Raw genomic sequence first — 12,678 nt, 5'->3', positions numbered from 1 at the left:
TCACGATTGCGCCTCCGCGATCAACGCGTCGAGACGGCGTTCGTTCAGCCGGGCCACGATGCGCCCGTCCAGCATGGCGGACGGCGCCGTGGCGCACAGGCCGAGGCAATAGATGGGCTCGACCGTGACGCGGCCATCGGCCGTGGTCTCGCCGAGCTTGCAACCGAGCCGGTGTTCGGCATGGGCGGCGAGCGCGTCGCCGCCGGCAGCCTGGCAGGCCTCGGCGCGGCACAGCTTCAGCACATGCTGCCCGGCGGGCTCATGGCGGAAATCATGATAGAAGGTCACGACGCCGTGCACTTCGGCGCGCGAGACGTTCAGCATCTCGGCGAGCATCGGAACGACCGCGTCCGGCACATGACCGAAGGTCTCCTGCACCGCATGGAGCATCGGCATGAGGGGACCTTCGAGATGGGCGAATTCGCCGATCACCGTGCGGGCCCGCTCTTCGCTCCAGGGTTCGTAATGGGGCATTTTCTCCCGGACCTTCTTTTTGAAGTTTTCCAAAAGGAAGGATGGGCCAGCCCGAAAGTAAAATCAATTCAAGTGTTTCGTCTCTTGATAGAAGAATTCTATCGTTCGAATCCGCCGTCGGAACGGGTGGCCTGACACCCCCGGCGACCAAATGTTCTCATAATGTTCTTGACGGTGCGGTGCGCGTCCCTAGACTGCCGGTATTCAAGGGAAGAGAGCGGCGGGCGGAACGCGGCATGGTCCAGCGCGTGGCGACGGTGGCGTTCGAGGGGGTGGAGACCCGCCCGGTCGACGTGCAGGTGCAGATGAGCCCCGGCCTGCCGGCATTCAATCTGGTCGGGCTGGCTGACAAGGCGGTGACCGAGGCCAAGGAGCGGGTGCGCGCCGCGCTGATCGCCTCCGGCCTCGCGCTGCCGCCCAAGCGCATCACCGTCAATCTCGCCCCCGCCGACCTGCCCAAGGAGGGCAGCCATTACGACCTGCCGATCGCCCTGGGGTTGATGGCGGCGATCGGGGCGATCGGGACCGATTGCCTCGAAGGCTTTACCGTCGTTGGGGAATTGGCGCTGGACGGCCGGCTGGCATCGGTCGCCGGCGTGCTGCCGGCCGCCATCGGCGCCAATGCGCGCGGCCACGGGCTGATCTGCCCGGAGGAGTGCGGCGCGGAAGCCGCCTGGGCCAGTCCCGACATGCCGGTGCTCGCGCCCTCCTCGCTGATCCAGCTGGTCAATCATTTCGCCGGGCGGCAGCTGCTGGACCGTCCACGCCCGCGGCTGGAGGCCGCCTCCGGCGCGCTGGCCGACCTCGCCGACGTCAAGGGGCAGGAGAGCGCCAAGCGCGCTTTGGAGATCGCCGCCGCCGGCCGTCACAATCTTTTGTTCACCGGCCCGCCGGGTGCGGGCAAGTCGATGCTCGCCATGCGCCTGCCCTCGCTGCTGCCCCCGCTCGCGCCGGCGGAGCTGCTGGAAGTCTCGATGATTTCATCGGTCGCCGGGGCGCTGCAGGGCGGGGCGCTCACCAATCGCCGGCCGTTCCGCGCGCCGCACCATTCCGCCAGCATGGCCGCCATGGTCGGCGGCGGCGCCCGCGCCCGGCCCGGCGAGGCCTCGCTCGCCCATAATGGCGTGCTGTTCCTCGACGAACTGCCGGAATTCTCGCCGGCCGTTCTGGATTCGCTGCGCCAGCCGCTGGAGAGCGGCGAGGCGGTGATCGCCCGTGCCAATCACCGCGTGACCTATCCCGCGCGGTTCCAGCTCGTCGCCGCGATGAATCCGTGCCGTTGCGGGCGAGCCGGCGAGCCTGGTCACAGCTGCCGGCGCGGGCCGCGCTGCGCGGCCGACTATCAGGCCCGGCTCTCCGGTCCGTTTCTTGATCGCATCGACATCCATCTCGACGTCCCCGCGGTCTCCGCGCTCGATCTGGTGCGCCCCGGCCCGGCGGAATCCAGCGCCAGCGTCGCCATCCGGGTCGCCGAGGCGCGGCAGGCCCAGCGGGAACGCTTCGCCGCGCTCGGCCGGCCGGACCTGTTGACCAATGCCGAGGCCAGCGGCCCGCTTCTGGAGGAGATCGCGACGCCGGACACGGCCGGCACCGCGCTGCTGGCCGATGCCGCGCGGATCATGCGACTTTCCGCACGCGGCTATCACCGGGTGCTGCGGGTGGCGCGCACGCTGGCCGATCTCGCCGGCGCCGAATCGGTGGGCCGCGCGCATCTGGCCGAAGCGCTGGCCTACCGCTCCGCCGCCGATCGCATGGCAGCGGCCTGAGACGCCGTCGCGCCGAAGCGGATGAGCCCGGTCGGCGGGCGGAGCCGAAGGCGGGCCTGCCTTGCCGGTCGGGAACCAGGGCACACGGAACAATGCCGGCTGCGACGCGGGGGCTACACGGCTGGAGTAGGACCCCGCACGGTGCGGCTTCGGAAGACCGGAGGGAGACGTCCGCGCAAAATCCACGACCGGGCGGCGCCACTGCCCCGCATCGTCCGGGAGCCGAATCACGAGTGAGTGCGGCGCCGCACTGCCCTTGGGAAGTCGTCGTTTGATCGCGCGGCAGCTCGGGTGCAGGGCGCCCGCCCGCTCCATATCGCCGACGCCGAGAGGCCGCCGCGTGGCGGCCGCCGGCACGCGGAGTTGGCACGGTGCAATGTGGCTCCCTCCCACCCTGCCGCCGCGACCCATGCGGAACAGGCCGCGCGAGGCCGGGATGCAAGCCGCCGCCCGCTTCACCCCGTCGTGGCACAATCGGATGCGCGATGGTGACCACACGCGGCTCGCGAGCGCGGACAATGTCCGTTGCGCTCTTCCGTCCCGGCATAATTTATTCCGGAAACGTAACGATGCATGAGAGCCCGGAGCATCGTCACGCGGCGCTCACCACGGCCGCCCGAAACCCGCGCAGGCAGTCAGGGCGGGCCCCCGCTCTGTGTTCTTATCCGCGCGCGCGGGCCCGTCCCGCCCGCGACCTCTGTCTCTGGCACGGATTGTCACATATCAGTCGGGGAAATGTGATTCCTATCCTCGACCGGGCTATAGTGGCGGCAGGGTGGAGGCAGGTTGATGACGGATGTGCTTGCCGAAGGCGTCAAGGAGAAGACCGTCGGCGCCGTTTCGCCGCTCGCCCAGTTCTTCAAATCCACGCTGATGAAGCCGCGCACCGGCGAGATCGCCACGCCGCCGCAGGGCTTCATGTCAGCCGCGCTCGATCCGTCGCGTTTCATGCCCGCCCATTTCATGCCGTCCCGCTTCATGCCGGCGCTGCGCTCCTATTCCGGCCTGCGCCACCGCGACAGCGGCGCCGATCGCGCGCCGGAAACGCTCGGCCGCATCGGCACGCTGGAAGTTCGCCTCGCCGTCACCGCCAAGGATGTGCGCCGCGCCCAGCGGGTGCGCTACGAGGTGTTCTATGAGGAAATGTCGGCGATCCCCGTCGCCGCCGCCCGGCTCGCCCGGCGCGACTTCGACGCGTTCGACGCGGTGTGCGACCATCTGCTCGTGGTCGACCATGCCGAAATCCACACCACCGCGCGTGGCAAGAAGCGGCCCAAGGTGGTCGGCACCTATCGCCTGCTGCGCCAGGAGGTGGCCGTGCGCCATGGCGGCTTCTACACCCAGAGCGAATTCGACATCGCCCCGCTGATCGCCCGCCACCCGCACCGCCGGTTCCTGGAGCTCGGCCGCTCCTGCGTGCTGGCCTCCTACCGCAACAAGCGCACGGTGGAGCTGCTCTGGCACGGCATCTGGGCCTATGTCCGCCGCCATGGCATCGATGTGATGTTCGGCTGCGCCAGCCTGGAGGGCACCGATCCGCAGGCGCTGGCCCGCCCGCTGGCCTTCCTGCACCATTTCGTGCCCGGCGCGCCGGAATGGCAGGCCTGCGCCCTCGCCCGGCACGCCACGCCGATGGACGTGATGCCCCGCGAGGCGGTCGACGCCAAGGCGGCGCTGGGCGAACTGCCCCCGCTCATCAAGGGCTATCTGCGCCTCGGCGCCCAGATAGGGCGCGGCGCCGTGGTGGACCGCCAGTTCGGCACCACGGATGTGCTGATCGTGCTGCCGGTCGAGAACATCAGCCCGCGCTATCTCGGCCATTTCGGCATCAATGGCGAGCGCCACGCCGCCTGATCCGGCGCGGCTTCCGATCGTGCGCGACTGATTCGCTGCACACATCTTGCGCACCCCACCGACCTCCCCCATATCTGCCGGCAACGGGATGCCCATGACGGGGTCCCACCAACGCAAAGTCGCTTAAAGACAAGGACTTTGGGAATGTCGCGCATACCCTCGCTGTCGAGCCCCTTCCTGCTCGGCTTTGACGAGGTCGAGCGAGCGCTCGACCGGGTCATGAAAGGTTCAGAAGGCTATCCGCCATATAATGTCGAGCGGATCGCTCCTGCCGGCCAGCCGGAAAGGCTGCGCATCACACTGGCCGTCGCCGGTTTCACCCGCGACCAGCTCGATGTGAGCGTGGAAGAGAATGAGCTCGTCATCCGGGGCCGCCAGATCGACGATACCGAGCGGGTCTATCTTCACCGGGGCATCGCCGCACGCCAGTTCCAGCGCACCTTCGTGCTGGCCGACGGCATGCGCGTGCTTGGCGCCGAGCTGAAGAACGGTTTGCTCTCCGTGGATCTGGTCCGGCCGGAACCGGAACGCGTCGTCCGGCGTATATCCATTGCGACGGACGATTGAGGGATCCCGAAGCCGGTCTCGGCAGCTAGTAAAGGAGTCGCGGACCATGACCAACGAATTCGCTCACAGCAGCACTTCCGCTGGCGCCGGCCATCCGGCCGTCCTGTCGCCGGAAGCCTTCGCCAATCTCGGCGGCGGGCACATCGCCTATGTGCGCCCGATCCGCTCGGAAGACGCGGCGGAACTCTTCCCCCAGGCGCAGCTGGCGCCCGGCCTGAAGCTGTTCACCCTGCACGCCGCGGACGGCACGCCGATCATGCTGACCGACAGCCGCGAGGCCTGCATCGCCTCGGCCATGCAGAATGAACTCGCCCCGCTGAGCGTGCACTGAGCTTTCGGGTTCCTGAACCGTCGAAAGGCGCCGTCCCGGCCGGGACGGCGCCTTTTATTTGTGCCGATCAGGAGGCCCAGTTCAGCGCTTGGCCTCGATCGCGTCCCACACCTTCGCCGCGATGTCCGGCCCGCCGAGACGGCGAATGGCGCGGATGCCGGTCGGGGCGGTGACGTTGATTTCGGTGAGATAGCCGCCGATCACGTCGATGCCGGTCAGCAGCAGCCCCTTCTCGCGCAGCGAGGGGCCGAGCCGCTCGCAAATCTCGCGTTCGCGCGCCGACAGGTCGGTCTCCTTCGCCGCGCCGCCGCGTACCATGTTGGAGCGCAAATCGCCCGCGCTCGGCACCCGGTTCACCGCCCCGGCGAACTGGCCGTCGACCAGGATGATGCGCTTGTCGCCCTCGCTCACCGCCGGCAGGAAGCGCTGGATCACCCAGGGCTCGCGGAACACGGTGGCGAACAGGTCGTAGAGCGAGCCGAAATTCAGGTCGTCGCGCGTCAGGCGGAACACCGAGGCGCCGCCATGGCCGTAGAGCGGCTTGGCGACGATGTCGCCGTGCTCGTCGCGGAATGCCTTGATCTCGTCGAGGTCGCGCGTGATCAGCGTCGGCGGCATCAGGTCCGGGAATTCGGTGACGAAGATCTTCTCCGGCGCGTTGCGCACCTGGGCGGGGTCGTTCACCACCAGCGTCTTCGGGTGCACGCGCTCCAGCATATGGGTCGCGGTGATGTAGTTCAGGTCGAAGGGCGGGTCCTGGCGCATCAGGATCACGTCGAAGCTGTCGAGCCGCACCCGCTCGCGGGGCTGAAGCGTGAAATGGTCGCCCTTGACGTCGCGCACCTCGATGGGCTCGACGGTGGCGAACACCTCGCCGTCGCGCATGGCGAGGCGGTCGGTGGTGTAGTAGCTGAGGCGATGGCCACGCGCCTGCGCTTCCAGCATCAGCGCGAAGCCGGAATCCCCGGCGATGTTGAGGCGGTCGATCGGGTCGGTCTGTATGGCGACGTTGAGGCTCATGGAGACACGGTTCTCATGAAGGGGTGCCGGGCTGCCGGCTTTCGGGCTCCTGTTTAGACCCTGGTGACCTCCGGCGTCACGCGCTCATTCCGCCTCGAAGGCCCCCGGCAGATGCAGGGCTGGCGCGCCCGGCGCGATCAGTATGGCGTCGAATCGCATGTCGAGCCCGGCAAGCTCGGGATGGCCGGCGAGATAGATCTCGGCCGCGGCGGCGATACGCCGGCGCTGGCGCGGCGAGACCGCCTCGGCGGCGGTGTCCAGCCGCGCGCGGGCCTTCACCTCGACAAACACCACCAGATCGTCGCGCCGTGCGATCAGGTCGATCTCGCCGCGCGCCGTGCGCACCCGCGTTGCCAGCACGGCAAAGCCCTGCGTCGCCAGCACCGCGCCGGCGGCCGCTTCGGCGTCGACGCCGCGCGCAAAGGCGGCGCGGCGCGCCGGGCTCGGCTCAGTCTTCCGCGTCGGGCCGGTCATGGGGAACCTGAAGCGCCAGCGCGCGGGCATAGACCGCGCGGCGCGGGTGGCCGGTCGCGGTCGCCACCGCCGCCGCCGCATCCTTCACCGAGAGCGTGGCGAGCGCGGCGCGCAGCGCGGCGTCGATATCGGCCTCGCCGGCTTCCTCGACGGCCGGCGGGCCGATCACCAGCACGATCTCGCCCTTGGGCGAGCCGGCCTCGAGGTAATGGGCGGCGAGCTGGTCGAGCGGGGCGCGGCGCACCTCCTCGAAGGTCTTGGTGAGTTCCCGGCACACCGCGGCGGGGCGCGGGCCAAGCACCGCGGCGAGGTCGGCGAGGCTTTCGGGCAGGCGCGGCCCGGATTCGTAGATCACCAGCGTCGCCGGCAGACCCTTCATTTCGGAAATGCGGGTGCGCCGCGCGCCGGTCTTCGGCGGCAGGAAGCCCTCGAAGAAGAAGCGGTCGGTCGGCAGGCCCGCGCTCACCAGCGCCGCGAGGCTCGCTGAGGCGCCGGGCACCGGGATCACACGGAAGCCGCCCTCGATCGCGGCCTCCACCAGCTTGTAGCCGGGATCGGAGACCAGCGGCGTGCCGGCATCCGAGACCAGCGCCAGCGCCGCGCCTTCCTCCAGCCGGGCCATGAGGCGCGGGCGCATGGTGGCGGCGTTGTGGTCGTGATAGGCGACCAGCGGCGTCTCGATGCTGTAGCGCTCCAGAAGGCGGCGCGTCACCCGCGTGTCCTCGCAGGCGATGAGGTCGGCGCCGGCCAGCGTCTCCAGCGCACGGATCGTCACATCGCCCAGATGCCCGATAGGCGTCGCGACGACGTGAAGCCCGGCCATCGCCCGGGGGGCGGGCAGCACATGGCCGGCGAGACGGAACTGGCGAGGGGCAGGCGGCGGAGCGTTCATGAGCTGCGCACCATAGTGCGGCGAGCGCCCGCCGTCATGCCGCCCGGTGGCGGAACGGGTGGATATGTCGGACGATTCAGCCGCGTGTGCCGCAGGCATGCGTGACAGCACGCGCGGGCACGGCTTAATAAGGGTTAACGACCCGTGTCGGATCGGTGACAGGAGCAGGTGCGCAGGCCGATGAGCGAACCAGACCAGCGGGCGCCGGCGGTGTCGGTCGGGGCTCCGCGCTTCTCCCGCCTGAGCCGTCGCGGCTTCCTCGTGCTCGCCGGCAGCACCGCGCTCACCGCCTGCAGCTCGATCCAGGATTCGGCTCCGCCGCAGGCCGCCCTGCCGCCCGCCGAGCCGGAAGCCCCGCCGCAGCCGGCCAATGTGCTCGGCACCGGCACGGTGCGGATCGCGCTGATCCTGCCGCTGGGTGCCAGCGGCAATGCCGGCCTCGCCGCGCAGTCGCTGCGCAATGCCGCGGAAATGGCGATCGCCGAATTCACCGGCGCCAATATCCAGATCCTCGTCAAGGATGACGGCGGCACCGCGCCGGGCGCGCAGGCCGCCGCGACGCAGGCGATCGACGAAGGCGCGCGGGCCATCATCGGGCCGGTCTTCGCCCATTCCGTCGCCGGCGCCGGGCAGGTGGCGCTGTCGCGCGGCGTGCCGCTGGTCGGCTTCTCCACCGACACCAATGTCGCCCGGCGCGGCGTCTATCTGTTGAGTTTCCTGCCGCAGACCGATGTCGAGCGCGCGGTGCGCTATGCCGCTTCCACCGGAAAGCGCGGTTTCGTCGCCCTGCTGCCGGACAATGCCTATGGTTCGGTGGTGGAAGCGGCCTTTCGCGAGACCGTGCCGCAGGCCGGCGGGCGCATCCTTGCCATCGAACGCTATGCCACTGGCGGAAACGCCTATGCCGAGGCCGCCCGGCGCCTTGCTCCTTCCGCGACGCAGGCCGACGCGATCTTCCTGCCCGACGCCGCCGACATGGTGCCCCAGCTGATCCAGGCGCTGGCGGCGGCGGGGGTGAACCCGGCCGGCAAGCAGCTGATCGGCACCGGTCTGTGGGACGATACCAAGCTGTTCCAGGCGCCCTCCGTGGCGGGCGGCATCTTCGCCGCGCCCGATCCCGCCGGCTTCCGCGCCTTTGCCGAGCGCTACCGCGCGCGCTTCTCGCGCGAGCCGGTACGGACGGCGACGCTCGCCCATGACGCGGTGTCGCTGATGGCGGCGCTGGTGAATTCCGGCGGCGAGGCCGGGCTCAACGACACCGCGATCCAGAACCCCTCCGGCTTCAGCGGCATCGACGGCATCTTCCGCTTCCGCGAGGACGGCACCAACCAGCGCGGCCTCGCCATCATGCAGATCGCCAACGGCCGCGCCGACATCGTGAACCCCGCCCCCCGCAGCTTCGCGCAGGGGATGTAGGCACTGGATGTAGCCCCTGCCTGACGCCTCACGCCGCCAGATCGGCGACGATAGCGTCGAGCACCGGGAAGCCCGTGGGCGTCACGCGCAGGCGCCCGCCCGGCAGTTGCTCGACCATGCCCTCCTGCACCAGCGCGGCAATGCGCGCCGGGTCGAGGTCGCGGCCGGCGAGGCGGGCGAAGCGGTGGTGGTCGATGCCCTCATTGAGGCGCAGCCCCATCAGCAGATACTCGTCGCCCTGCTCGGAGCGGGTCAGCCGCTCGTCGGACACCGTGCCATGGCCCGCGCGTTCGACAAGGCCGGCCCAGTCCTCCGGCCCGCGCTCGGTCGAGGTGGCGAAGCGCCCCTCCGGCGTGTCGAGCCTTCCATGGGCGCCGGGGCCGACGCCGGCATATTCGCCATAGCGCCAGTACAGCAGATTGTGCCGGCTCTCCTGCCCCGGCCGGGCATGGTTCGAAATCTCATAGGCCGGCAGCCCGGCGCCCGCCGTGGTCTCCTGCGTCGCGTCCCACAGCGCGCGGGCGAGTTCGCCATCCGGGGTCTTCAGCTTGCCGGCACGGTGCAGCGCGGCGAAGGGCGTGCCGTCCTCGATGGTGAGCTGGTAGAGCGAAAGGTGGTCGCCACCCTCGGCGATCGCCCGCAGCAGCTCGGCACGCCAGGCTTCCGGCGTCTGGTCGGGGCGGGCATAGATCAGATCGAACGACACGCGCTCGAAAGCCGCGCGCGCCACCGCCACCGCCGCCAGCGCCTCGTCCGCCGTGTGCATGCGCCCGAGGCTTTTAAGCGAGGCATCGTCCAGTGCCTGCACGCCGAGCGAGACGCGATTGACCCCGGCGGCTCGATAGCCGGCGAAGCGGGTGGCTTCCACGCTGGTCGGGTTCGCCTCCAGCGTGATTTCCGCACGGGCATCGATCGGCCATGCCCCATGGATGGCGTCGAGGATGGCGCCGACGGTTGCCGGTTCCATCAGCGAGGGCGTGCCACCGCCGAAGAACACGCTCTGGGTCCGGCGCTGGCCATTGCGCGCGCGCATGTGCGCGATCTCGGCGCGGAACGCCGCGACGAAGCGCGCCTGGTCCGGCGGGGCGTGCCGGACATGGGAATTGAAGTCGCAGTACGGGCATTTGGCCTTGCAGAACGGCCAATGCACATAGACGCCGAAGCCGGGATCCGCCGGCGGTTCAGTCGCGACCGCGCTCATCGAACCGGGCGCCGAAACAGGATTCCGCCAGCGAAATGAAGGCGCGCGCGCGATGCGACAGGCCGCGGCCGAGCGGCGGCAGGCCGTGCTTCTCGGCGCCGGTCATCTCGCCGAAGGTGCGCTCATGACCGTCGGGCTGGAACATCGGGTCATAGCCGAAGCCGGCCGGCCCGCGCGGGGGCCACACCAGCGTGCCCCACACCACGCCCTCGAAATCCTCGGCATGGCCGTCCGGCCAGGCGACGCAGAGCGCGGAGATGAAATAGGCACGGCGAAGGCCGGGAAGATTGGCGTCGGCGTCGCGCAGTTCCTCCTCCACGCGGGTCATGGCCGCCATGAAATCCTTCTCCGGGCCGGCCCAGCGCGCGGTATAGAGCCCCGGCGCCCCGCCGAGCGCTTCCACGCACAGGCCGGAATCATCGGCGAAGGCCGGCAGGCCGGTGAGCTTGGCCGCCGAGAACGCCTTGATGCGGGCATTCTCGCCGAAGGTCAGCCCGGTCTCCTCAGGCTCGGGCAGGCCGAGATCGCCGGCCGACACCGCCTCGACGCCGTAAGGCGCCAGGAGGCCGCGCATCTCTTCGAGCTTGCCGGCATTGTGGGTGGCGATCACCACCCGGCCTTCGAGGCGCCTGCTCTCAGCCATTTTGGGGCCTTCCCTCACGCAACCGCGAGCTTCTGGAGGTCGACCAGCTTGCCGATTCCCTTGCGGGCGAGACCGAGCATGGCGTTGAACTCGTCCTCGGTGAAGGGCGTCTTTTCCGCGGTGCCCTGCACTTCGACGAAGCCGCCGGCGCCGGTCATGACGAAGTTCACGTCGGTATCGGCGTCGGAATCCTCGACGTAATCGAGATCGAGTCGGGGCTCGCCCTTGACAATGCCGCAGGAAACGGCGGCGATATGGTCGCGGAGCGGCACGGTGGAGATCATGCCGCGGGTCTTCATCCAGCTCAGGCAGTCATGCAGCGCGATCCACGCGCCGGTGATCGAGGCGGTGCGGGTGCCGCCATCGGCCTGGATCACGTCGCAATCGACGGTGATCTGGCGCTCGCCGAGCTTTTCGAGATCGACCACCGCGCGCAGCGAGCGCCCGATCAGGCGCTGGATTTCCTGGGTGCGGCCGGAAGGCTTGCCGGTGGTCACCTCGCGGCGGGTGCGCTCATGGGTGGCGCGCGGCAGCATGCCGTATTCGGCGGTGACCCAGCCACGGCCCTGCCCCTTGAGCCATGGCGGCAGGCGCTCTTCCAGCGTCGCGGCCACCAGCACATGGGTCTCGCCGAACTTCACGAGGCAGGAGCCTTCCGCGTGGCGCAGCACGCCGCGCTCGAAGCTGACGGCTCGCATCTCGTCGGGTGTGCGGCGGGACGGGCGCATGGTTTTCTCCTGAACGAATTGGAGCGCCCTTGTAAGGGTGGCCGGGCGGGCACGCAATGCGCGGCCTTGAACGCGGGGCGACGAATGCCGATTATTGGGATTCGCCGTCCCTGAGGAATACGTCGCCCATGGCACTCGATCCCCTGCTGGCTTCCACCGCCCCCTCGCTCGCCCGTCTGGACGAGCGCTCGCGCGAGATCTTCCGGCAGATCGTGGAGACCTATCTCGCCACCGGCGAACCGGCCGGCTCGCGCAACATCTCGCGCCTCATTCCCATGACGCTCTCCCCGGCCTCGGTGCGCAACGTGATGGCGGATCTGGAGGCCGCCGGCCTCATCTTCGCCCCCCACACCAGCGCCGGCCGCCTGCCGACCGAGCGCGGCCTGCGCTTCTTCGTCGACGCGCTGCTGGAGATCGGCGACGTCTCCGAGGACGAACGCAAATCCATCGAGGCGCAGGTCCGCGCCGCCGCCCGCGCTCAAACGGTGGAGGGCGTACTCTCCGAGGCGTCCACCCTGCTGTCGGGCCTGTCGCGCGGCGCCGGGGTGGTGACCACCACCAAGAGCGACACGCGGCTCAAGCATATCGAGTTCGTGGCGCTCGATCCCACCCGCGCGCTGCTGATCCTGGTCTCGGAGGATGGCGAGGTCGAGAACCGGCTGGTGCCGCTGCCCACCGGCCTGCCGTCCTCGGCGCTGGTGGAGGCCACCAATTTCCTCAATTCCCGCACCCGCGGGCGCACGCTGGCCGAGTTGCGCGTCGAGGTGGAGCGCGCGCTGGCCGCCCGGCGCGCCGAGCTGGACGAGATCACCGCCCGCGTGGTGGAAACCGGGCTGGCGAGCTGGTCCGGCGGCGACAAGGCGGAGCGACGGCTGATCGTGCGCGGCCAGACCCGGCTGCTGCAGGACCTCAAGGCCATCGAGGACCTGGAACGGGTGCGACTGCTGTTCGACGACCTCGAAGCCAAGCAGGAGGTGGTCGACCTTCTGGGCCGGGCCGAGGACGCGCAAGGGCTGCGCATCTTCATCGGCTCGGAGAACAAGCTGTTCTCGCTGTCGGGTTCCTCCACCATCGTCGCGCCCTATACCGATGGGCAGGGACGGGTGGTCGGGGTGCTCGGCGTGATCGGGCCGACCCGGCTGAATTATGCGCGAATCGTCCCGATGGTGGACTTCACCGCGCGCGTCGTGAGCCGCGTGTTGTCGGGCTCCGGCATCGACGCGGCTTGATTTTTCGCCCCCGGACCCCGATATGGCAGGCGTTGCGCGGCAATGCGCCCGCGCCGACGATCTTCAAGTTCCCGACGAGGTTT

The 12,678-nt window shown here is 69.7% G+C and carries 13 protein-coding genes; 6 read left to right on the top strand and 7 right to left on the bottom strand.

What is annotated here, in order from left to right:
* Window positions 1-474 carry a formate dehydrogenase subunit gamma gene (locus MKI84_RS16190; RefSeq protein ID WP_241621236.1) on the bottom strand — a complete coding sequence of 158 codons (474 nt, stop codon included), beginning with the start codon at window positions 472-474 and terminating at the stop codon, window positions 1-3.
* 236 nt (window positions 475-710) lie between these two features.
* On the opposite strand from MKI84_RS16190, the gene MKI84_RS16185 reads away from it, so the two are divergent.
* The 4 genes from MKI84_RS16185 to MKI84_RS16170 all read left to right on the top strand — a co-directional run bounded on the left by MKI84_RS16185 (window position 711) and on the right by MKI84_RS16170 (window position 4,992).
* Window positions 711-2,240, top strand: coding sequence for a YifB family Mg chelatase-like AAA ATPase (locus MKI84_RS16185; protein ID WP_241621234.1), 1,530 nt, complete (start codon window positions 711-713; stop codon window positions 2,238-2,240).
* Window positions 2,241-3,158: 918 nt separating this feature from the next.
* Entirely contained in the window at window positions 3,159-4,094 is a 936-nt protein-coding gene (gene olsB / locus MKI84_RS16180) for a l-ornithine N(alpha)-acyltransferase (protein WP_425353855.1), read from the top strand.
* Window positions 4,095-4,238: 144 nt separating this feature from the next.
* Entirely contained in the window at window positions 4,239-4,661 is a 423-nt protein-coding gene (locus MKI84_RS16175; RefSeq protein ID WP_241621230.1) for an Hsp20 family protein, read from the top strand.
* 46 nt (window positions 4,662-4,707) lie between these two features.
* Complete coding sequence (locus MKI84_RS16170; protein WP_241621228.1) at window positions 4,708-4,992, top strand: BQ00720 family protein; 285 nt, start codon at window positions 4,708-4,710, stop codon at window positions 4,990-4,992.
* Between the two features lie 81 nt (window positions 4,993-5,073).
* On the opposite strand, the gene gshB is transcribed toward MKI84_RS16170, so the two are convergent.
* The 3 genes from gshB to rsmI all read right to left on the bottom strand — a co-directional run bounded on the left by gshB (window position 5,074) and on the right by rsmI (window position 7,378).
* A complete protein-coding gene (gene gshB, locus MKI84_RS16165; RefSeq protein WP_241621226.1) occupies window positions 5,074-6,012 on the bottom strand; it encodes a glutathione synthase in 939 nt (312 codons plus the stop codon).
* Between the two features lie 84 nt (window positions 6,013-6,096).
* The gene (locus tag MKI84_RS16160) at window positions 6,097-6,486 is read right to left on the bottom strand and encodes a YraN family protein (RefSeq protein ID WP_241621224.1); all 390 of its coding nucleotides are present in this window, start codon (window positions 6,484-6,486) and stop codon (window positions 6,097-6,099) included.
* Entirely contained in the window at window positions 6,461-7,378 is a 918-nt protein-coding gene (gene rsmI / locus MKI84_RS16155; protein WP_241621221.1) for a 16S rRNA (cytidine(1402)-2'-O)-methyltransferase, read from the bottom strand. Before rsmI ends, MKI84_RS16160 begins: the two co-directional genes overlap by 26 nt.
* Before the next feature lie 180 nt (window positions 7,379-7,558).
* On the opposite strand from rsmI, the gene MKI84_RS16150 reads away from it, so the two are divergent.
* Window positions 7,559-8,794: a penicillin-binding protein activator gene (locus MKI84_RS16150; RefSeq protein ID WP_241621219.1), complete on the top strand. Its 1,236-nt coding sequence runs from the start codon at window positions 7,559-7,561 to the stop codon at window positions 8,792-8,794.
* Between the two features lie 28 nt (window positions 8,795-8,822).
* Here the strand turns inward: MKI84_RS16150 and hemW are convergent, their stop codons facing one another.
* Genes hemW through rph form a run of 3 tightly spaced genes read right to left on the bottom strand, consistent with a single transcriptional unit; the run spans window position 8,823 to window position 11,366 of the window.
* A complete protein-coding gene (hemW, locus tag MKI84_RS16145) occupies window positions 8,823-9,995 on the bottom strand; it encodes a radical SAM family heme chaperone HemW (protein WP_241621217.1) in 1,173 nt (390 codons plus the stop codon).
* Complete coding sequence (rdgB, locus tag MKI84_RS16140) at window positions 9,976-10,638, bottom strand: RdgB/HAM1 family non-canonical purine NTP pyrophosphatase (protein ID WP_241621215.1); 663 nt, start codon at window positions 10,636-10,638, stop codon at window positions 9,976-9,978. The genes hemW and rdgB overlap by 20 nt, the downstream gene beginning before the upstream one ends.
* Window positions 10,639-10,652: 14 nt before the next feature.
* Window positions 10,653-11,366 (bottom strand): ribonuclease PH, encoded by a 714-nt coding sequence (rph, locus tag MKI84_RS16135; protein ID WP_241621213.1) that lies wholly within the window; start codon window positions 11,364-11,366, stop codon window positions 10,653-10,655.
* Between the two features lie 128 nt (window positions 11,367-11,494).
* On the opposite strand from rph, the gene hrcA reads away from it, so the two are divergent.
* Window positions 11,495-12,595 (top strand): heat-inducible transcriptional repressor HrcA, encoded by a 1,101-nt coding sequence (gene hrcA / locus MKI84_RS16130; RefSeq protein ID WP_241621211.1) that lies wholly within the window; start codon window positions 11,495-11,497, stop codon window positions 12,593-12,595.
* The last annotated feature ends 83 nt before the right edge of the window (window positions 12,596-12,678 follow it).

It is taken from the genome of Ancylobacter gelatini, from assembly GCF_022601675.1.
In the GTDB taxonomy this organism is placed as follows: domain Bacteria; phylum Pseudomonadota; class Alphaproteobacteria; order Rhizobiales; family Xanthobacteraceae; genus Ancylobacter; species Ancylobacter gelatini.
The sequence above is the reverse complement of the archived record's forward strand: the minus strand, read 5'-3'. Positions and strand labels throughout refer to the sequence as shown.